The following is an 18,661-nucleotide window of genomic DNA, read 5'->3' on the forward strand; positions in this document are numbered from 1 at the left end:
AGCCCCTCCCCAGACCGCGCCCTCGGCCACGGCTCGACTCGGAAGGCCCGGGCCGACAGTGACCGGGTCTAGAAGAAGCCAGCGCGACTGTGCTGTGTGAGGCCGTCGACGATCTCGCGCAGCCACGGGCTACGGACGGCCGGGAGCCGAACCAGGGTGCGCCGGAACGTTCCCGGGTCGGCCCGGAACAGGTGATGGGGGAGCGGCGCGGGTGGGTCGAAGTCGTCGCGGAGGACGCCGTCGGGTAGGCCGCCCGACCCGGGGACGGGCAGGTCCGGCTCGGGGAGGACCAGCCACAGCCACGAACGGCAACGGCACCAGGTACGCCGCTGTGCCGGCTGGAGCCCAGACCTCCCCCGTCTGCGGATGGGACGGCACGAGGAGGATGTCGGCGTCCCCGTCGGGAGCCGGCCGTCCCGGTCCGGCCAGGACCGCGCGCCGCCCCGGCGGACCCGCAGGCAGCAGGGCGTCGAGCGCATGTTGGAACACCTCCCCGACGAAGCCGTCCGGGACAGTCACCGGCTAGCCCTCCGAGGCCACGAGCAGGTGGGCGAGCGCCCGGCCGACCGCCGCCTCCCACTGCGGACTCCACGACCACAGGTGGTTCGACCGGTGGCCCGCCCTCATCCGCGACCCCCACGTGGCGATCGGCTCGAACGGAGGCGTGCCCTTTCCTTCCGCCATCAGCTCCGCCCAGGAAAGCGGTGCCGCGTCGGCGCCGTCGGACAGGGCCTAGACCGGCGCGTAGACGCCGCGGGCGGCTGCCTCGTCCGGATGGACCTCCTCCCACGTCCGCCACGGCGGCCCCCAGGGCTCCGAGTCCACGGCGAAGGTGCCCGACTCCATGAGCACCGGGAGCTGAATCTCGTTGCCGTACTTCTGATGAGCGTGGACCGGCAGGGCGACCTGCGACAGCGGAATGGTCAGCTCAGCGCCGCACCCCGCACAAACGAAAACGAACAAACGTCCTCCGTCTGGGGAAACGGAGGCATCATTCCAGCTCGGCAGCGACCAGCCAACCGGTTTCCAGGACAGCATGAGGCACTGCACCCGGCACGGTGAAGTAACGATGTGGCAGTGCGGTCGGCGTCGGGGGAGTTGCCTAAAATTCGCCGGTGGTCGATTCGTGGTGGCCGACAGTGCGGGACCGTGGACGATCCGGTGCCCTGGTTGGAAGGGCTGCTGTTTCCGTCGGTCGCGGGTGTCGCGGTGGTGTCAATCGGCCTGGATGTCGAGTCGGTGAACCTGAGCGTCAAGTCATCGGCGGCCAGGCAAAGTTGTTCGGATTGCGAGGGCTGGTCGACCCGAGTCCACAGCTCCTATCTGCGGTTTCCCGTTGACGAGCCGGTCGGGGGCAGGCGGGTACGGTTGAGCCGGGTGCGACGCTTCGTGTGCGGCAACCCGCCGTGCGCGCGGCGGACGTTCGTCAAGCAAATCGCGGAGCTGACCCGACGCCTCGGCCGGTGGACCGAGCGGCTGCGGTCGACGCTCACCGCGGTCGGTCTGGCGCTGGCAGGACGGGCCGGTGCTCGGTTGGCCGGCCGGCGCAGGGAACCCGTGCCTTCGGTGGCCGGAAGGCATCGAGACCGTACTCCCAGGACGGGCGCACCGCCGCTGCCACTGTGCATCCACGCCCAAAGTGCCTGATGGCAAAGCGGTTCGGGGCCCTCTTGGGGGAGTAGGGTTGAAGGACCGGGAGCATTTCGAACACCAGCTGCCACGCAGGTGCCGTTCCCGGCGATCAACAAACACCGGGCTGCCGACGGGCAGCCCGGGGGCAGGGTCTGCGCCATGACCACGATCCTCGACCGCACCACGCCGCGCGACCTCCCCCCAGGACCTTCGGCGCGGCTGTCGCTCACGCCGAAGACCACACTCGCAGGCCAGCTGGACGGGGCCTGGTGGCCCTACAGCCGCGACCTGACCGCGGAGCTTCCACCGCTCGCGGCCGCCCTCGACGCCCTGTGGGGCCGCATCACCCGCATCACCGTGAACCCCAGCCGCTGGCCCGTCATCCCCCGCCAGGTTCCTGTGGGCGGCCACAGCGTGCATGTCGGTTGGTTCACCGAACAGGACGCCGAGAAGCTGATCCTGCTCTCCTTCACCGTCGGCCGCTGGGACCTCTTGGTGATCCCGCCGCAGACCGAGCCCGCTGCGGCGGCCCGGCTGATGGCCGCCGCAGCGATCCCCGGGAGCGTTCTCAAGGCGGGTGTCCTTTTGGCCCACGAGGCCGCCATCGGGCGTGGCATACGGGACACCCGGGACTCGGAAGACGCGTGGGACACCGAGGGCGGGGCGTGTATGTCGCCCTACGGGTACATCAGGCCGCCGGTCGTGCCCGAGCCCGCGCCCGAGCACAGTCAGGGGTGACAGGCATGGAGACCATCGTCCTCATCGCGGCCTTCCTCATCGCCGTCGCCGTGGGTGTGTGCCTGATCCATCTGCTCAACGCCCAGCACCGCGAACGCATCGCCGCCCACCGTTACAGTGACGCCCTGCCCGGCGTCGGCAGGCGCCGCCGCAAGCAGCAGAGGCCGGCACCACGCGCACCGCGCCGGCCGACAAGACGGGCACGCGATGACACAGACCTTCTCTGCTGGCTTGGTGCCCCCAGCGGACTCGAACACCCACATGGAGAGGAACGCCGGCCGGCTGACGGATGACATGCCGCTGTCGGCCTAATGGGCTCGTTGGGTCGGTTGGCCGGGTGAGGCTGTCCGGGGTGATCACGGCCGTGTCGGGAGTCCCTACGTACAGATCGCGGTGAGCGAACCGTCGAGCAGACCCGCGTGGCTACCGGAACCGAACACCGTGCCGGTGACACTCCTGGCGGCAGACAAGGACGACACGGGTTATGGCGGACGGTGAACGGCCCGACACCAACGCGGTGGACCGGTCGGAAGGCTTCGGTGAACGACTGCTGGGTGCGCTGCTCGACCGGGCGCACGAGATGCCTCCGCAGCTGTTCGGCCCACTGATCGCGGAGGCGGCCGGCAAAGTCGGTGGCCGGGACGTCTCGCTCCTCCTGCAGGACTACGGACAGCTGTATCTGGTGCCCCTGCCCGGCACGCGGCTGCTCGTCGGCGAGCCCGAGCCGATCGGTGACTCCCACGCCGGCACCGCCTTCCTCAGGGCAACCCCGGTCGAAGTGCCGCAGGCCGACGGCATCCGGATGTTCCTGCCGATGCTGGACGGCAGCGACCAGGTCGGGGTGATGGCGCTGACCCTCGACTCCATCGACGACGACGACCGGCGCCTGCTGCGCAGACTCGCCGGCCTCGTCGCTGACATGCTGGTCACCAAGAACAGCTACACCGACCAGTTCTTCCTCACCCGCCGCCTCGAACCGATGAGCGTGGCCGCCGAGATCCAGTGGTCCCTGATGCCGCCGCTGGCGATGTCCGTCCCGCAGGTCGCGGTGGCCGGCATTCTCGAGCCGGCCTACAACGTCGCCGGGGACAGCTTCGACTACGCGCTCAACGGCGACATCCTCCACCTCGCCATGGTCGACGCGATGGGCCACGGCCTGGACGCCGCCACCATGGCGACCGTCGCCATTGGCGCCTACCGCCACGCCCGACGTGCCAACATCAGCCTGTCCGACAAGTATGCGTTCATGGACCGGGCCATCGCCGAGCAGTTCGGTCCCGACCACTTCGTTACCGCGCAGATGATGCACCTCAACATCACCACCGGTCAGCTGCGATGGGTCAACGCAGGCCATCCCGCGCCGCTGCTCATCCGCAACCACGAGGTCATCCGGCAACTCCACGGCCCCACCACCCTGCCGGTCGGATTCGGCGGTGAACAGCCCAAGATCAGCGAGGTCACACTGCAGCCCGACGACCGCGTGCTGTGCTTCACCGACGGGGTGGTCGAGGAACACGATGCCGGCGGCGAGCAGTTCGGCGAGGCACAACTCATCGCGTGCGTCAACCGCGCTCAACAGGCCGAAGAAGGAGTACGGGCGATGGTGCGCTCCCTGTCCCACACCCTGAAACAGCAACGCGGCGGGAGCACCAGCGACGACGCGACGCTCTTCCTGATCGAGTGGCGCGGCGGCGCCGCCGACCACCTCACCACCATGGATTGACCCGCCACCGCCACCGACGGGACGCAGCCGATCCTGTTCGGAAACGGTCACCGACCGGATGAGACACCTGTCCTCCTCCCACAGATGGGTGAGGTCGCAGGCACGGGTCACGAGCCGTCGGAGGTGCGGCCTCAGGGTTCCAAGATGCACGTCCTGCCGATGCGAACGGACTGCCCCTCCTCGTCGGCGTCTCGGCCGCCAACACCCGCGACAGCGAAGCACTATGGCCCATGGTCGAGGGTCACCAAACGAGACACGACCCCTACCGCAGCCGCCACTTCAAGCCCCAACGCCTGCACGCGGACAAGGCGTATGACATCGCCCATCTGCGGAAATGGTTACGCGGCAAGCGCATCGGCATGCGCAACGCCCGTAAGGCATCGAGTCCAGCGAACGGTTGGGGGCCGCCGAAGGTGCGTGATCGAGCGGACGATCTCCCGGCTGTCCGGCTATCGCCGACTCAACCCCCGCTACGAACGCGCAACTACTGGCCTTTCTTGGCCTGGCTGCAGCACTGAGCTGTTACAGGCGACTGTTCCGCCTCACCACATAGGACACCGTCTAAGAACCAAACACTCAAAAAAAAGCCAAACCCTACAACAAAGTTCATTCTGAAACGATCAGTACGGACGGTAGAGGCTCCAGAGACGTACGGTCTTGTCAAGGCTGCAGCTGATGACGATGGGCTGCCCGTCGATCTCGCCGAGAGCCACCGCACTCACCGGTTGAGTGTGGCCGGTCAGTGGGTCACCGAGCTGGCGACGATGGGCGAGGTCCCAGACGCGCACGGTCTTGTCCGCGCTGCCGGTGACGGCGACGGGCACTCCATCGAGCTTACCGAGGGCCAACGCGCCCACGCTTCCCGAATGGCCGGTCAGGAGGGAACCGATCTGCTCATGGTCGGCGAGGTCCCATACACATACAGCTCGGTCCGCGGCGGTGACGGCTACGGGCCGCCGGTTGATTTCACCGACAGCAACACAGCATTGCTTTCCCCAGCCGGTGCGGGCCCAGAAGGGTTGGCCCAGCTGCTGGTACTCGGTGAGGTTCCAGACACGCACAGCGGCGTCGGTGCTGGTGGTGACGGCAATCGGCTGGCCGTTGAGAACACCGATCGCGAGAGCAATGACGCCTGTGCGGTTACCGGTGAGTGGATTGCCGACCTGGCGGAAGGCGGTGAGATCCCACACGCGTACGGTCCTGTCCTCGCTCGCGGTGACAGCCATCGGCCGGCCCTTGATTCGGCACAGGGCCACCGCCCAGATGTTGTCTGTGTGGCCGGTGAGGGGCTCACCCAGTCGCTGCCGAGTGGTCAGGTCGTACACGTCCACATTCTTCTTGCTGGCGATGACGGCGGCAGGGCGGCCGTTGAGCTGTTCGATCGCAACGCTCGCCCCTGGCCAAGGGGCCGGGAGCGGGCTGCCGAGCTGCTGGCAGGTGGTGAGATTCCAGACCCGTGCCGTTCCGTCGTAGCCAGCCGTGATGGCGATGGGCTGGTGGTCGAGATGACCGAAAGCGACGGAGAGGATGCTGTCGGTATGGCCGGTGAGGGCGGGGCCGATTTGGGTGCCGAACGGGCGGATTTCGGAGGATGGTCCAGGAGACGGGGGTGAGGAGCTGGTCTGCACTTCGCTGGGCTCGGCCACGACGAGGCTGGGCGGTGGCGTGACGTGCGTAGACGGAGGGGCGAGGAACGTCGCCGTCCCCTCTGCTGCCGACTGCCCGTCACCGGCCTGGATCAGCGGCGGCAGGCGGGGCTCTTCCATCCGGGCACGAGCCGTTGCGACGTCAATGGGCCGTCTCTCGGGGTGCTTGGCGAGCAGATCGAGGATGAGGTCCCGCAGGGGGCCAGGTACGTCGGGACGTCGCAGTCGACCAGGGTCGGGCTTTTGGTTGAGGTGCTGATACATCATCGACCAAGGGCCGCCCGAAGTATCCAACCAAGGCCTTCCGGCACACAATTCATACAGGACGCACCCCAGTGCGTACAGGTCGGTGCGCTCGTCGACAGCGCTGCCCTGGAACTGCTCGGGTGCCATGTACAGCGGGGTTCCCAGGATCGCGCCCGCCGTGGTGATCCTCGTCGCGCCGACGAGCCGGGCGATCCCGAAGTCACAGATTTTCAATCTGCCGTCCATCAGGAGGAACAAGTTGGCGGGTTTGAGATCGCGATGGATCACTCCCCGTGCGTGCGCCGCCGCGAGAGCGTCCAGCGCCTGGCGCGCCAGATCGACGACTTGAGTGGTTGGCAGTCCTTGCGGGTGTTCGGCCACGATCTCGCGCAGATCGCGGCCGGTGAGCATTTCCATCACCATGAACCACAACCTCTGATCGCCGGTGTCATGCACATCGATGTCGAAGACCGTGGTGATCCCTGGATGGGACAGCGCTGCGCCGATCTCGGCCTCGCGGCGGAACCGGGTGATCTGCCCGTCGCTGACCGCGACAGCCCCGGGAATGATCTTCACCGCCACCCTGCGCCGCAACCGCAGGTCCACTCCGCCCCAGACCTCTCCCATCCCGCCATGCCCCAGCAGTTCGTCCAGTCGATAGCGACCGGCCAGTTCCGCGCCCTGCCGCATCATGTCCCTGCCCCATTCGTGTGGACCGCTCCAGCCGGCTCATTCCAGCAGTACGACGATGGGTGGTCCAGTGATCTGCAACCAGGGGCTGTGCCGTGACTCGATGACACACCGCCTTGCTGATCTCCACCGACTATGCCTGTCGCGCGGATCGCCTTGTCCCCCTGGTACGAGGAAGACTCCATGGCCCACATCGGCCCGCAGAGGAAGGCCGAGGAAGGGGCCATCACGAGACGCGCGCCGTCGCCACCTACGCTGAGAGGAAGGCAGTCTGCCATGCAGATGCCTCTCAGCTTCGACGTCCCCGCCGGCCTCTTCCAGGACGTCGAGGACCTCAAGTCAGCAACTTTCCCTCGGCGGTCGGGCTCACGCGGCGCCGCCGACCAGGTGACGGTGCACGGTCCGAACCGGGGCGTATGCGCTCCGCAGGGCGTTCGCGTCGTCAGTGGGCAGCTGGAGCTGGGCGCGGTTGAGGTCCTGCCAGTAGCGGGACAGCTGCTCGGCCCTTGTGCCGTCGGCGTCGCGCAGTGCGGCAGTTGCTTTCGCGACCGCCGATCGCAGGTCGGAGAGCGCCGCTTTCATGGGGCTGGTCGCCATACAGGCCGCCAGGGCCCGGCTCGACGTGGGCGAGGATCGGGTCGGTGGGGGAGTGGTTGTCGTTCACACCCGGTCTCCTCGTCGGTGGAGTCCAGTGCTGTCGGGTGAACGTGTCATCACAGGAAGCTAGACGCGGCCGGTGGCTGGCGCGGCTCCAGGGTGACATCGAGGCGTCCGGGACCAGCGGCAGCCTGCTCGGGCACCTCGTCCTCGATCCCGACGACACGTCGGACCGAAGCGTAGAGAAGCTCGAAGATGCGAAGGAGTTGTACAACATCGACGAGGATCTCTTCTCCGCTGACGTGGTGGGGCGGCCCGGGTCTCGGCGAGCCTTGCGGGCGGATTCGTCGTGGGGTGCCGTGTGTGAAGCGGCCGGGCCTGCGTCCGGGTTCGTCTCCACGGCCGGCTGCTTTGTGGCGGGCGCCAACACATCCGCCGCTTCGAGTCGTGGCTTTCGAGACGCGCGGGCAGAAAGGTACGGTGATGATGAACCGAGATAGTGGCGAGAGCGTCTCCAGTCGCCCTCGCGGCCTGTTGATGATTGCGGGCGTAGCCCTGGCCGTGTATGTACTGTTCGGCGTGATCGGGTGTTTGAGCGGATCATCGCCGAAGGAGGCCTGGCTCTATCCCCTTCCTGTGATCCTCGCAGTCAGTGCGGGCATGGCAATTGTTCGATACCGGCGAGGCTGACGCTCGACCCCGCAGCAGCAACTGTGGGCTTCGTTCTGGGCGGCCCCGGCGGTGCCACCTGGCGGGTGGGTCCGACCCGGTACCACGGGTGGTGTGCTCGCGCAGCAGGGAGCGCTGTGTTCGGTCGCGCTGCTGACGGGCGTACGTTCCCTGCATCGGCGTTCGGCGGTTGTGCGGAGTCGGCATGGGGCGGTGAACGTCAGCGCTAGCGGCGCAGCAGGGCTCCATAGGCGTCCCTACTCAGGAAGAGTCCCGTGTCCTTTACTTCGGTCACGAGTGGCACCATGGTGTTCTGGATCGGCATGTCAGTGCTGCAGGATGCCCATCTCATGGGGGAAGACCACCGGGTCCGCTGTCGAAGCCGCGGACCATCTCGCGCATCTCCCACCGCCCGGCACCGTCGCGGCGGAACTCGGTGACGGTCGCGGCGGTGGAGTCGGCGACGTCCGAGAAGTCGTCCACGAGCAACTCCTGATATCCCTGCGCGACGGTCACTCCGGCGTTGGAGATGTCCGCGAACGTGCGGGGCCGGGGCGGAGTATCAAACACCGCGGCGGGCCAGGACTGCGGAGAGGAGACCGGTGCCCGTGCCGAGGTCGAATGCTGTACCGCCTGCGGGACGGTATCGGATCGCCGGCGGGAGTGAAGTGTGGGCGACCAGGTCGACGTACTCGGCTCTGACGGGTGCGAACACGCCGTCGTGGGGGTGGGCACCGGGTGCCGAGCGCCGGCACGTCGACCCCTTTCGCCAGGGGTAGGCGATACGGCGCTGAGACCCACCGCCACCCTCGGCCTGGGCTACCGGGGCTCCGCGGCCCTGTGGTCGCGGCCGGCCGGGACGCGGTGGTGGCGCCGGGCCGGGACTGCGCGCCGTACGCGGCTCGGAACGCCGCGCCGGGTCGGACAGGGGGTCGGATGCCACGTGCTCGTCGACGCACGGACTGAAGTCGGGTTCCTGGGGCCGTGAGGCGCCAATTCCAACGTCAGGTTCAACCAGCCGATGACCGACCGCCGATGTACCGGTTGTGGGTGGCGGGTGACGGTCGCGTAACTGGGTCTGTTCGTCGGCTGGTTACATTTGGCTCGAAGCAGGTCCTGGGCATCGACCATCCGGCTGACGGCGGGTTGGTGTATCCGGGGCCGGGGCAGGAAGCGGCCATGCATCCCTTCCTCAGCCGGCTCGGATTATTCCTGGCGGCCCCGGTCGTCGCCCTCGCCCTCGTCGCCGCTGGCTTCTCAATCGGCGCCACTCCTGCGTCCGCCGAAGTGTTCTGCGGCTCCCATTCCGTGGACGGCGCCATCTGGACCGAGTACACCCAGACCCCCGGCGTCCAGCGGTCACTGGGCTGCCCCACTACCGATGAACTCGGCACCCCCGACGGCGTCGGCCGCTTCCAGGTCTTCGACAACGGCTCGATCTACTGGACCCCCGACACCGGCGCACACGCCGTGTGGGGCGAGATCCGCCAGCACTGGGCCGACCTGGGCTGGGAGCGCGGCTATCTGGGCTACCCCCTCACCGACGAGATCACGAATCCCGACGGCTACGGCGTGCGCCAGCAGTTCCAGGGCGGCACCGTCTACTGGAGTCAGTACAGCGGTGCCCACGCTGTCCACGGCCTCATCGGCTGGTGGTGGGGACAGAACGGGTACGAGAGCGGGTTCTACGGCTACCCGACGTCCGACGAATACAAAGAGGACTACGTCGGAGGCAACGAAGACAACAACACGGGTGTACGGCAGAACTTCCAGTCCGGCCGCTACATCCTGTACAGCGGCGGCCAGTCCAACGCCTTCGAGAGCTGCCACACTGCGTGCATCGGCTACGGCGGCATCACCAACACGAAGTGGGTGAAGAAGACCGAGGTCTACATGAACCTGGCGGACCAGAACAAACGCTCCACGCATGTCACCCCGACCGCCGCCGCGTTCGCGAGCACCTCGCGCTCGGACACCGCTTCCAGCGACTCGGCGGACAACTGGAAGCAAGTCTGGTCCAACGCGCTCATGTTCCCGCACGCCACGCAGGGCGAGATGCACTCGACCTACGAGCAGCTGTACTGCCACGCCTCGTACTCCTACCCCAACGGCAGCGGCGGCCACTGGGGCGGTACGACCTGGGACCTGGAAGCCTGGCACTACGACATGGTCCCCTACGACGCGGGCAAGGCACTCCAGACCGGATGCAACTGGGGAGAGTAACCCCCACCTGACCCACGTCGTCCATGTCCGAGCCGGGGGCCACGTAGCGCGTCCCGGCTCGCGGAGGAGTCGCCCGCCCACCTGATCGTGTTCGACAGCCTCCAGTTGGGCGGCGAGGAGCTGCTGCGGACGCCCGCAGGCCGAGCGCCGCGCCGACCTGGAACAGCCCTTCAACGACCGCGATCTGCGCGGCCCCCTGAACGCTGCGCCCCGAGACGAACGACCCGGCGACGGCGCTGGATGGCTCACGTCCTGGACCCAGGTCCCCGGCGGAAGGCCTGATCGGCGAGGCGGAGCAGACGCGTTGGCCCGAGCAATGCCTCACAGCCGCAGGCACCGCCGCAGCAGGACGGTGCCCGCAACCGGTGCTGGTGTGCCCGCTTCGCGAGTGCGGCGACCGAGTTCCGCGTGCCAGGCGCCCAGGCGCCGCCAGCAGGTCATGCCCCGAAGCCCAGATCCTGGGCGAGATACTCCTACTGGATTCCGGTGCAGCACGGACAGGAGGCTGCACGGGAATTGCCGGTCCGGGCACCCGCCGCGGCCGACCAGAGACGAGCTTCGGGCCTGACGCGGGCAACAGCGGCTCGATCAACGATCACAGCGCATCCGAGAGGATCCACGGCCTCGGCTGGCGCTTTCCCACGGCTAGACCAACGTGCAACCGAACGGACAGTCACATGATCAACGGCTTATGCGACGTGGGAGTGGATAGCGCTGCTGCTGCCCGGAGTTGACGTACGGGGTCGTCCGTGGCGGGATCACCGGCAGGTGATCAAAGGGGTGTTGTGGCGGTTGCGGACGGGTGCTCCTTGGCGTGACCTGCCCGAACGTTTCGGGCCGTGGCAGACGGTCTATGAGCGATTCGCCCGCTGGGAGGCAGACGGGACCTGGGCCCGCCCGGTCGAGGAGGCTCAGGTCCGCGACGACTCCGTCAGGGCAGTGGAGTGGACCGTGTCGGTCGACTCCACGATCAACCGTGCCCACCAGCACGCCGTCGGCGCCCGCAATAAGGGGCGGTGGAGGGCGAGCTAGAAGATTCGACACTCGCGGCAGATCGTCAGGGGCTCGGCCGGTCCCGCGGCGGTTTGACGACCAAGGTCCACCTCGCCTGTGACGGCCGGGGTCTGCCCCTGGCCGTCCTCGTCACGCGGGGCGATGTCAACGACTCCACCGTCTTCGATGCGGCCTTGAACGCGGTGCGACTGCCCCGGACCGGTGTTGGGCGGCCGCGCCGCAGGCTCGACGTGGTTATCGCCGACAAAGCGCATTCATCGCACGCGATCCGTCAGATCCTGCGGCGCCGGGGCATCCGGGCGGTGATCCCGGAAAGAGCAGACCAGAAGACCGGGATGACTCCGGTGTCCAGGACCTCGAGGGCGCCGACGGTGAGTCGGGCGGGTCGGCGGGTGCCGGCGGCTGGACCAGGGTGCCGGTGACGCGCAGCAGGTCGCCGGACTGTATGCCGTTCAGCAGCTTGGGGGTGATCCGGGGGACGCGGCTGGTGCAGGTGACGACCGTGTCGGGGGCGTCGTCCAGCGCGTCGATGTCGCCGGGTCGGACGATCAGGTCGAAGGTGGTGGCCCCGGTGCGCGGGCCGGGGGCGGGTATCGCGTCGACCCAGCCGTCGACGGCGCAGTGCTTGGCGTCCATCAGCTGGCCTCCGCCAGGGTCTCGGTGGGGCGAGGGGAGCGGGGTCGGGTGGTGCGCTGGGCGATGTCCAGCAGCTCGCGGTTGCGGCCCTGCTGTTCGGGGGTGAGCGGGCGGGCCTTCGCGCCGTGGCGGTGCCACAGGGGGGAGGCCGTCGGCTCGGGGTAGGCGAGGGCGTGGTCGACGTCGCGTTGGGTGCTGCCCAAGGGAGCCTCCGTCGGGAGGGTCAGGCGTGGTCGTCGTCGTGTCGGCGTTTGGACGGGATGTCGGAGGCGAACCGGCCGAGGCGGGCCTCAACCGGGTTCGCAGCGATCCAGTTTTTCGCACGCCTTGTGGACCGGCTCCCCGTCGTGGGAGCGCATCGGCGTGGGCTGGTCGCACAGCACGCAGGGACGGTCCTGCCAGCGGTCGAAGTGCTGGCCGTCCCGCTAGACGAGAAACTCGCCGGGAGCCGGAATCAGGGTCGACGCGAACGGCGACTTCTGCTTCGTGCGTCCCTGGCGGGTCACGGCCGGAAGGCGGGCAGATGCTGGAACACGCGGTCCAGCAGGTCCTCGGTCGGCTTCCAGGGCCCGAGCTGCCCGGCGGCGGAGACCGGCAGCGGACAGTTCCTCGACGCCCTGGAGGACCAGGTGCCAGGTGCCGGCCTGCACCGGCGGCGTGCAGGGCTCGGAGCCCTCGGGGTCCTGGTGGCAGTCGACCAGGCGGCCCACGCCGATCACGGCTCCGGCCGTCAGCACCCGGCTGCGGATCGTGCGGGCGATCAGCGGGACGCGCAGGGCAGGCTGGTCGCGCCTCTGGCAGGGGCGCGGTGCGCATGCTGCCCGCCCGCATACGGCCGTTCCCGGGCGCCCGGCGCGGCGTCCGTTGCGGGACGGCACCGTGTGTGCGCGGGCGAGGCGACGGCGGCGCGGCCCGAGTGCTCGCCGTAGTACAGGGCCGCGCCGGCGGCCCGCTGCAGCACGGTCAGTCGCGGGAGCCGACCGTGCGTGGGGTCGCGGTGCTGACGAGGCGGACCACGTCGACGGTGCGGCCATCCTCGAGCACGACGGGGGCGTGCAGCATGTGGACCAGCTGCGTGAGGCGCTGCTCCAGGCGTGCGGCGGGCAGCTCCAGGACGACGGCGAACTCATCACCTATCTCCTGCATCGCCTTGACCGCGCCCGACTGGGCGGATTTCGGCAGGCAGTTCGTGACATTCCGAGCTTTGTGAACCCAGCAGCGCTGGTGCCGTGCGGCCGGGAACACCTCGCCGAGGGCCTTCCACAGTCCTATCGTTCCATCGCCGACGACGAGCTCGGGGTCGCGTATGCCGCGGCGGCGGCAGTCGCACAGCAGGTTGGCCCACGACTCGGTCGACTCCCGCAGCCCCTCCGCCAGGGCGATCAGCTCCTTGGTGCCGTCCAGAGGAGAACCGCTTGCGCTCGCCGGTCTCGTCGTCAATGCGGCGATCGTTCACCCGAGGCGCGGTGACCTCGACCGGGCCGGCAGCGGTGACCATAGTCCGGGACCGGTGGTGACCGTTGCGGACCACCAGTCGATGCCCCCCTCGTCGGCCTCGGCCGTCAACTCGGCTTTGTACTGGTTGACTTCCGCTTCCAGTGCGGCGGCCAGCATGCGGCGGGCGCCCTCGCGGACGATCTCGCCGATTGGGGAGCCGGACTGGGTGGAACCGGCGTCGGTGACTACGCTGAGCACGGGCGTGCCTTCCCGACCCGCGCTGCGAACGGGGGCCTACAGTCCCCGGAGAATCCGCCACGACGTGCCCGCCAGTCCGCCCGTTACGCAGTCCTGGTGCCGGACAGCCCCACCTCGCCCGGGTCCGGTCGCCGCCGCTCTGCCCGCGTACCAGCGCATGCCGAGCGTGCCCAACTCGGCGCGCCGGCGGGCGTTGTCCACGAAGGGTGCCCAGCTTGACCTCGGTCTCGTCGACCACTTCGACGTGCGTGAGGGGCACAGTGAGGAGCCCCTCACAGGCCCGGAACCGGGCGGGGACCGTGATGCGAGGCCGTGCGGGGAGGACAAGGACTGGCTGAACCGGTTGCTCTGGAGGGGTCGTACGCTGGCCGGGGAGACGGAGGGTGGCGTATGTCGGACGCGGCGGGGCGGGGGACGGTGTTGGTTGTCGATGACGACGCGGCGATCCGGCGGTCGCTGGAGCGCGGTCTCAGGCTGAGCGGGTTCGCGGTGCGCAGTGCCGCTGACGGGCCGCAGGCTCTCGCGGCGATCGCGGACGCGCCGCCCGACGTCCTCGTGCTCGACGTGTCGATGCCCGGCATGAGCGGCATCGAGGTATGTACCCGGCTCCGGGACGAGGGCCGGGACCTGCCCGTGCTGATGCTCTCCGCGCTGGACGAGACCGCCGACCGGATCGCCGGGCTCCAGGCCGGGGGCGACGACTACCTGGTCAAGCCGTTCGCCCTGCAGGAACTGGTGCTGCGCCTCGGCGCCCTGCTGCGCCGCCGCCCGCCCGCCGGCACCGCGCCGCTGCGGGTGGCCGGTCTGGTCGTCGACCCGGCCGCGCGCACCGTCGAGCGGGACGGCACGCCTTTGGACCTCACCCGGCGCGAGTTCGAGCTGCTGGAGGTGCTCGCCCGCAACGCCGGTCTGGTCCTCACCCGCGACCAACTGCTGGAACGGGTGTGGGGCTACGACTTCGACGTGCGCACCGACGCCGTCGACACGTTCGTCAGCTATCTGCGGCGCAAACTGGAGGCGGAGGGGCGGCCCCGGTTGATCCACACTGTGCGAGGCGTGGGCTTCGTCCTGAGGGAACGGCCATGAGGCTCTCCACCCGTATCGCGCTCGCGGTCGGCTGTACCGTGCCACTGCTGGTGCTGGCCGCCGGCGGGCTGCTGCTCGCCCTGGTCGCACGGGACCTGCACCGCGCCGACGACCAGCATCTGCGGCAACGTGCGGTGGCTCTCGTACCGGAGGCCCGGGCTCTGCTGCGGGCCTCGGCGAGCGGCCGCCCCAAGGCCGCCGACACCCGGGAGCGCCAGTTGTTCAGCTCCGCCCTCGACGTCGGCGTGCGGCTCGTCGCGCCGGGCACCGCCTTCAGTGGCGGCCCCCAGCCCGGCCCCGCCGTGCCCCTGCCCGACCGGTCCACCGGCTTCACCACCGTCCGCGCCGACGGCCGCAGTTGGCGGGCCCTGGCCCGCCCGGTCCGCACCACCACCGCCTCCGGCACACTGTGGCTCTTCGCGCCCGACACCGCCGACCGCGCGCAGATCCGGCTCGTCCGCAACCGGGTACTCCTCACCGCCGTACTCGCCGCACCCCTGTCCGGGCTGCTCGCCTGGGGCCTGGCCACCCGGGCGAGCGCGCCCCTGACCCGCCTCACCCGCCGCACCGCCGGCCTCGACCCGCACACCAGCACGGCCCGGCTGCCCGAGGAGCGGTCCGGGGTGCGGGAGGTCGACGACCTGGCCTCGACCCTGCGGACCGTCCTCGCCCGCTACGACGAACAGGCCGCCCGCACCGGCCAGGCGCTGGACACCGCCCGCGCGAACGAGGAGAGAACCAGCAACGCCGAGCGGCCGCGCTCGATCCACGGCCCTCGACGCACCGGTATCTCGTCGTTGCGGCCGCCGGCGACGGCGAGGGGAGGAGACGACACCGGACCACCCTAGACCGCCGGCCTCGACGAAGCAGTCAACGAAAGTCGTAGAACCTGTCGGCCGTTCGTGGACTCGATCGGTCCCGATCGGCAGACGTCCGGCGCATCGGCCGGCCGACATGGTTGAGGACATGAACACCACACGTCCTCGCCGATACCTGATCACGCTGCTCGGGCTGGACCCGACCGACCAGCGCTCCACCACCCGGATCCGCTTCGCCGTCACCACGACGGCCGCCTTCGCGACCTCCGTGCAGATCATCGCCTGGCTGCTGATGGGCATCTTCCGCACGCATCTCGACGGTCCGTGGTGGCTGTGGACGCCCGGCAGCGCCCTCCTCATCAACGCTGCGCTGCTGTCCGTGGACCACGTCCGCGCCCACTGGTCACGTGCCGGTTCATCGCACAGTCACCAGACCGGAAACCTCCGTACCGACGACGTCACCCGGGAGTCACTGTGACCACGCCATCGACCACGCAGAACCCGTCTGCCGCGTCTCGTCCCGCAGCCTGCGCACCGGACCTGCCCACCACCACGTTCGCCGGCCGGGCGGGTATGGCGGTGGGTGCCCTCTCGGTGCCGATGGTGGCCTTGTACTTCGTCTACTCGGGACCGCCCCCGCAGTGGAACGTCCTGACGCGTAGCCTGCTGACGCTGGTGATCATGGCTGTGCTGACGGCGTTCGGGGTCGCTCTGGCACGCCTGCTTCCCAGGGACGACACGGGCCGGCGCACCATCGCCGGTCAGCTCACCATCGTGTCGCTGCTCACCTACATCACGGTGATCCTCTTCGCCACCTCGCTCGAGGCCGGTACTCCCTTGGCGTTCCCGGATCGAGGGATGGACCCGACCACGGACGGCCCTCTGGCGGCCGCCATGGCACTGGCTCATGGTCCGATCGCACACCTGTGGATCGCGATGTTCTTCCTCGGGTTCGCCCGTGCCGCGCAGCAGTTCATGCCGGCCGCGTCACCGATGGTGCCACGGTGGACCCAGCGCGGTGCCGTCGTCGTCGGAGTCGTCAACCTGCTGGCCGTCCCGTCGCTCTACTTCGGTATGGACGCCACCCACTTCTACGCGATCAACGGGTGGGGTGCCGACGCCCTCGTCGGTCTGATCACTCTGGTCTGGGTCGGCTTCATCGGTCTGGGCATCCACCGAGCTCGCAAGAACCGCGCAGGAAAGCTGACTTGACGGGTCCGCCTGATCTCCGCCTGGTCCCACGGCCTGCGGAGAAGGGCGGTGCAGGTGCCGGTCCAGCACCGCCCACCGCACGAGCCGGATCGCGACACCGCCCGGCGAGGGCCGGCGTTTCGGCCAACCGCCGGGCGGTGGAGGCCCGTTGTCCGTCGCGGGTCGATGCATCCCCCACGCTCCGACACGCCCCGTGGTGGGGGAGTCGGGGGCCGACCGAAATACATGTGTTCGATACCAGGGCCGGGTCGTTGAGCTGCGTGACCACGGCGGACGACGACGAGGGAGACCACCTTGACCTCGGCAGACACCAGCGCGCAGCAGAACACGGCCCCACCACCGCCTCCGGCGGAGATCACCTACAGCGGCCAGTACTCCGTGAACCCTCTCGCCCAGGTCGGCTTCCGGCGGATGGGGGCGCAGATCCCGGCCGTGCTGGCCCGGATCGTCCAGCTGTCGTGGCGTACCGACGGGCGGGCGGTTGGACTCCTGTCCGGTTGCCAGCTCGTCACCGGCATCTCGGCCGCCGTGGTGCCGGCCGCCACCGCTCGCGCGAACCTTCGCCACCGGCTGACCGCCCGTCCCGGCGCGGAGGTTGCCTGAAGAAGCACGCAGAACGGGGAGGTGACCGCCGCATCCAGACCCGCTCGTGGACGCACTGCCGCCCACGCGCACGATCGTGTCCCCGTCCACCCGCGGGCGCCGGAGTGCTACAACACCGCGGGCCAGGGGTTCCCCGGTCGGCTGCGCGACCGATGCCGGCGCATCATGTCGCCCACTTCCGGCTCGGGCGGCAGACCGGCCATCGCCTCTCCCGGGACGGCAGCTACGCCGGCGATCCCGGGGACCGGGTCCCCGACCGCCTCACGCCGTGGGGCAGATGGCCGCCGCTCACGTCGCGCCACACGGTCTCGGCAAACCGGGCCGCCTGCGGGTGCGAGCCATGCGACGGATAGGCCAGGTGCAGGCGGACGGTGGGGGCGTCCCGCAGCGGGACGAACCGTACGGCGGGGTGGTGGTAGCGGCGCGTGGAGTCTTCCGGCGCTGTTCCCACACCCAGACCCGCCGCCACCTTCTCGAGCCACTCGTCGTAGTTGGAGCATTCCGCACCCACCGCCGGTCGCCGGCCGGCGGGCCACATATGAGGAAACGTCACTCCGCTGACGGTGTTGACGATCAGCGGCCACTCGGCCAGTTCCTCCCAAGCGAGTTCCTCCCGCTCGGCCAGCACCCCGTGCGCGGGAACCGCCGCGACCCGCCTTTCCTCGTAGAGGAAGACGCCGCGCAGATGCCTGGGCAGGGAGTCGCCGCGCAAAAGGGCGAGGTCCGCCGCCCCGGTGTCCAGTCCGGCGAGCGGTGTGTCGCAGCGGACGTACTCCACCCGGACCCCGCCCTGTTCGGCGAAGGAGGCGGCCATCAGGGACAGTCCGTCGGGCAGTCCCCAGCTGAACCCCAGCCGCAGCTGCTCGCCCACTCGTATGCCGTCCAGGGTCGCCTGCAACGTCCTGAGCACCGGGACCAGTTCGTCGTGGAGCTGCTTGCCTTTGGGTGTGAGCTGGGTTCTTCGCGTCGTCCGGTCGAAGAGGCGGACGCCCAGGGCGTCCTCCAGGGATCGGATGCAGCGGGTCAGGGTGGGCTGGGCCACGTGGAGTCTGCGGCCCGCCGCGCTGAATCCGCCGTCCTCGGCAACGGCGAGGAAGTACCTCAGGTGGCGAAGATCTACATCCATACGTCCAGAGCATAGGTGATCCGGCACAGCTATTTCTCCCCCATGCATGGAGCATCTACTGTTTCCAGTGACGCCACGGCCGACCGGACGGATACGACGACGGAGATCGAATACGCTCCCCGTGTCCACCCGGGCAGTGCCGTCGGCATCGGAGCACTGAGACGGGGGTCGCAGATTTTGTCTATTCCTTACCCAGGCGTCGTCGCGCGGGCTGTCGACGGTGAGTGGTCACCCGCGGTCGGCCTGAGCGGGGCCAGGTGCGTGCACCACAGGACGGCAGTCGGACCGGACTTCCCCGAAGTGGTAA

General features: G+C 69.2%; 16 protein-coding genes and 5 pseudogenes. 13 read left to right on the forward strand and 8 right to left on the reverse strand.

The genetic code is table 11. The features are described from left to right. Nucleotides 1–68 precede the first annotated feature (68 nt). Nucleotides 69–963: pseudogene (locus ACZ67Q_RS37180) on the reverse strand (hypothetical protein). Nucleotides 964–1,149: 186 nt separating this feature from the next. Between ACZ67Q_RS37180 and ACZ67Q_RS37185 the strand changes: the two are divergent. The 5 genes and pseudogenes from ACZ67Q_RS37185 to ACZ67Q_RS37205 form a co-directional block, all read left to right on the forward strand. Next, nucleotides 1,150–1,647 carry a hypothetical protein gene (locus ACZ67Q_RS37185; protein ID WP_471191339.1) on the forward strand — a complete coding sequence of 166 codons (498 nt, stop codon included), beginning with the start codon at nt 1,150–1,152 and terminating at the stop codon, nt 1,645–1,647. Nucleotides 1,648–1,791: 144 nt separating this feature from the next. Then, a complete protein-coding gene (locus tag ACZ67Q_RS37190; protein WP_471191342.1) occupies nt 1,792–2,370 on the forward strand; it encodes a DUF5994 family protein in 579 nt (192 codons plus the stop codon). Between the two features lie 5 nt (nt 2,371–2,375). Next, nucleotides 2,376–2,663 carry a hypothetical protein gene (locus ACZ67Q_RS37195; protein ID WP_471191345.1) on the forward strand — a complete coding sequence of 96 codons (288 nt, stop codon included), beginning with the start codon at nt 2,376–2,378 and terminating at the stop codon, nt 2,661–2,663. A gap of 191 nt (nt 2,664–2,854) precedes the next feature. Further along, nucleotides 2,855–4,093 carry a PP2C family protein-serine/threonine phosphatase gene (locus tag ACZ67Q_RS37200; protein WP_471191348.1) on the forward strand — a complete coding sequence of 413 codons (1,239 nt, stop codon included), beginning with the start codon at nt 2,855–2,857 and terminating at the stop codon, nt 4,091–4,093. A gap of 132 nt (nt 4,094–4,225) precedes the next feature. Next, a pseudogene (locus tag ACZ67Q_RS37205) lies at nt 4,226–4,646 on the forward strand (transposase); the annotation flags it as partial. Between the two features lie 67 nt (nt 4,647–4,713). Here ACZ67Q_RS37205 and ACZ67Q_RS37210 read toward each other — a convergent pair. Further along, entirely contained in the window at nt 4,714–6,678 is a 1,965-nt protein-coding gene (locus tag ACZ67Q_RS37210; protein WP_471191351.1) for a WD40 repeat domain-containing serine/threonine protein kinase, read from the reverse strand. A gap of 363 nt (nt 6,679–7,041) precedes the next feature. After that, nucleotides 7,042–7,272 (reverse strand): hypothetical protein, encoded by a 231-nt coding sequence (locus tag ACZ67Q_RS37215; RefSeq protein ID WP_471191354.1) that lies wholly within the window; start codon nt 7,270–7,272, stop codon nt 7,042–7,044. Nucleotides 7,273–7,719: 447 nt separating this feature from the next. On the opposite strand from ACZ67Q_RS37215, the gene ACZ67Q_RS37220 reads away from it, so the two are divergent. Then, nucleotides 7,720–7,962, forward strand: a complete 243-nt coding sequence (locus ACZ67Q_RS37220) for a hypothetical protein (RefSeq protein WP_471191357.1) — start codon at nt 7,720–7,722, stop codon at nt 7,960–7,962. A 327-nt stretch (nt 7,963–8,289) separates the two neighbouring features. Here the strand turns inward: ACZ67Q_RS37220 and ACZ67Q_RS37225 are convergent, their stop codons facing one another. After that, nucleotides 8,290–8,424 carry a hypothetical protein gene (locus ACZ67Q_RS37225; protein WP_471191360.1) on the reverse strand — a complete coding sequence of 45 codons (135 nt, stop codon included), beginning with the start codon at nt 8,422–8,424 and terminating at the stop codon, nt 8,290–8,292. Between the two features lie 696 nt (nt 8,425–9,120). Between ACZ67Q_RS37225 and ACZ67Q_RS37230 the strand changes: the two genes are divergently transcribed. Together ACZ67Q_RS37230 and ACZ67Q_RS37235 are read left to right on the forward strand one after the other, a co-directional pair. Then, nucleotides 9,121–10,164: an LGFP repeat-containing protein gene (locus ACZ67Q_RS37230; protein WP_471191363.1), complete on the forward strand. Its 1,044-nt coding sequence runs from the start codon at nt 9,121–9,123 to the stop codon at nt 10,162–10,164. A 708-nt stretch (nt 10,165–10,872) separates the two neighbouring features. Then, nucleotides 10,873–11,579 (forward strand): annotated as a pseudogene (locus ACZ67Q_RS37235) (IS5 family transposase); the annotation flags it as partial. Nucleotides 11,580–11,813: 234 nt separating this feature from the next. Here ACZ67Q_RS37235 and ACZ67Q_RS37240 read toward each other — a convergent pair. The 3 genes and pseudogenes from ACZ67Q_RS37240 to ACZ67Q_RS37250 form a co-directional block, all read right to left on the reverse strand. Beyond that, nucleotides 11,814–12,017, reverse strand: coding sequence for a hypothetical protein (locus ACZ67Q_RS37240; RefSeq protein WP_471191366.1), 204 nt, complete (start codon nt 12,015–12,017; stop codon nt 11,814–11,816). Nucleotides 12,018–12,239: 222 nt separating this feature from the next. Beyond that, nucleotides 12,240–12,551, reverse strand: coding sequence for a hypothetical protein (locus ACZ67Q_RS37245; protein WP_471191369.1), 312 nt, complete (start codon nt 12,549–12,551; stop codon nt 12,240–12,242). A 397-nt stretch (nt 12,552–12,948) separates the two neighbouring features. Beyond that, nucleotides 12,949–13,509 (reverse strand): annotated as a pseudogene (locus ACZ67Q_RS37250) (transposase); the annotation flags it as partial. A 390-nt stretch (nt 13,510–13,899) separates the two neighbouring features. On the opposite strand from ACZ67Q_RS37250, the gene ACZ67Q_RS37255 reads away from it, so the two are divergent. From ACZ67Q_RS37255 to ACZ67Q_RS37275, 5 genes and pseudogenes are all read left to right on the forward strand, one after another. Further along, the gene (locus ACZ67Q_RS37255; protein ID WP_471191372.1) at nt 13,900–14,595 is read left to right on the forward strand and encodes a response regulator transcription factor; all 696 of its coding nucleotides are present in this window, start codon (nt 13,900–13,902) and stop codon (nt 14,593–14,595) included. Further along, on the forward strand, nt 14,592–15,443 hold the full coding sequence (locus tag ACZ67Q_RS37260) for a hypothetical protein (RefSeq protein ID WP_471191375.1): 852 nt from the start codon (nt 14,592–14,594) through the stop codon (nt 15,441–15,443). Before ACZ67Q_RS37255 ends, ACZ67Q_RS37260 begins: the two co-directional genes overlap by 4 nt. A 118-nt stretch (nt 15,444–15,561) precedes the next feature. Then, entirely contained in the window at nt 15,562–15,891 is a 330-nt protein-coding gene (locus ACZ67Q_RS37265; protein ID WP_471191378.1) for a hypothetical protein, read from the forward strand. Then, nucleotides 15,888–16,625 carry a hypothetical protein gene (locus ACZ67Q_RS37270; RefSeq protein ID WP_471191381.1) on the forward strand — a complete coding sequence of 246 codons (738 nt, stop codon included), beginning with the start codon at nt 15,888–15,890 and terminating at the stop codon, nt 16,623–16,625. Before ACZ67Q_RS37265 ends, ACZ67Q_RS37270 begins: the two co-directional genes overlap by 4 nt. A gap of 294 nt (nt 16,626–16,919) precedes the next feature. After that, nucleotides 16,920–17,180, forward strand: a pseudogene (locus ACZ67Q_RS37275) (ABC transporter ATP-binding protein); the annotation flags it as partial. A 271-nt stretch (nt 17,181–17,451) separates the two neighbouring features. Here the strand turns inward: ACZ67Q_RS37275 and ACZ67Q_RS37280 are convergent. Further along, on the reverse strand, nt 17,452–18,354 hold the full coding sequence (locus ACZ67Q_RS37280) for a LysR family transcriptional regulator (RefSeq protein ID WP_471191384.1): 903 nt from the start codon (nt 18,352–18,354) through the stop codon (nt 17,452–17,454). Between the last annotated feature and the right edge of the window lie 307 nt (nt 18,355–18,661).

It is taken from the genome of Streptomyces sp. NPDC036813, from assembly GCF_055609245.1.

What these genes read in the sequence shown, in the direction of transcription:
- ACZ67Q_RS37190 (WP_471191342.1), top strand. Translation starts at nt 1,792, where the DNA reads ATGACCACGATCCTCGACCGCACCACGCCGCGCGACCTCCCCCCAGGA.
- ACZ67Q_RS37280 (WP_471191384.1), bottom strand. Translation starts at nt 18,354, where the DNA reads ATGGATGTAGATCTTCGCCACCTGAGGTACTTCCTCGCCGTTGCCGAG.
- ACZ67Q_RS37215 (WP_471191354.1), bottom strand. Translation starts at nt 7,272, where the DNA reads ATGGCGACCAGCCCCATGAAAGCGGCGCTCTCCGACCTGCGATCGGCG.
- ACZ67Q_RS37260 (WP_471191375.1), top strand. Translation starts at nt 14,592, where the DNA reads ATGAGGCTCTCCACCCGTATCGCGCTCGCGGTCGGCTGTACCGTGCCA.
- ACZ67Q_RS37200 (WP_471191348.1), top strand. Translation starts at nt 2,855, where the DNA reads ATGGCGGACGGTGAACGGCCCGACACCAACGCGGTGGACCGGTCGGAA.
- ACZ67Q_RS37210 (WP_471191351.1), bottom strand. Translation starts at nt 6,678, where the DNA reads ATGATGCGGCAGGGCGCGGAACTGGCCGGTCGCTATCGACTGGACGAA.
- ACZ67Q_RS37195 (WP_471191345.1), top strand. Translation starts at nt 2,376, where the DNA reads ATGGAGACCATCGTCCTCATCGCGGCCTTCCTCATCGCCGTCGCCGTG.
- ACZ67Q_RS37230 (WP_471191363.1), top strand. Translation starts at nt 9,121, where the DNA reads ATGCATCCCTTCCTCAGCCGGCTCGGATTATTCCTGGCGGCCCCGGTC.
- ACZ67Q_RS37255 (WP_471191372.1), top strand. Translation starts at nt 13,900, where the DNA reads ATGTCGGACGCGGCGGGGCGGGGGACGGTGTTGGTTGTCGATGACGAC.
- ACZ67Q_RS37265 (WP_471191378.1), top strand. Translation starts at nt 15,562, where the DNA reads ATGAACACCACACGTCCTCGCCGATACCTGATCACGCTGCTCGGGCTG.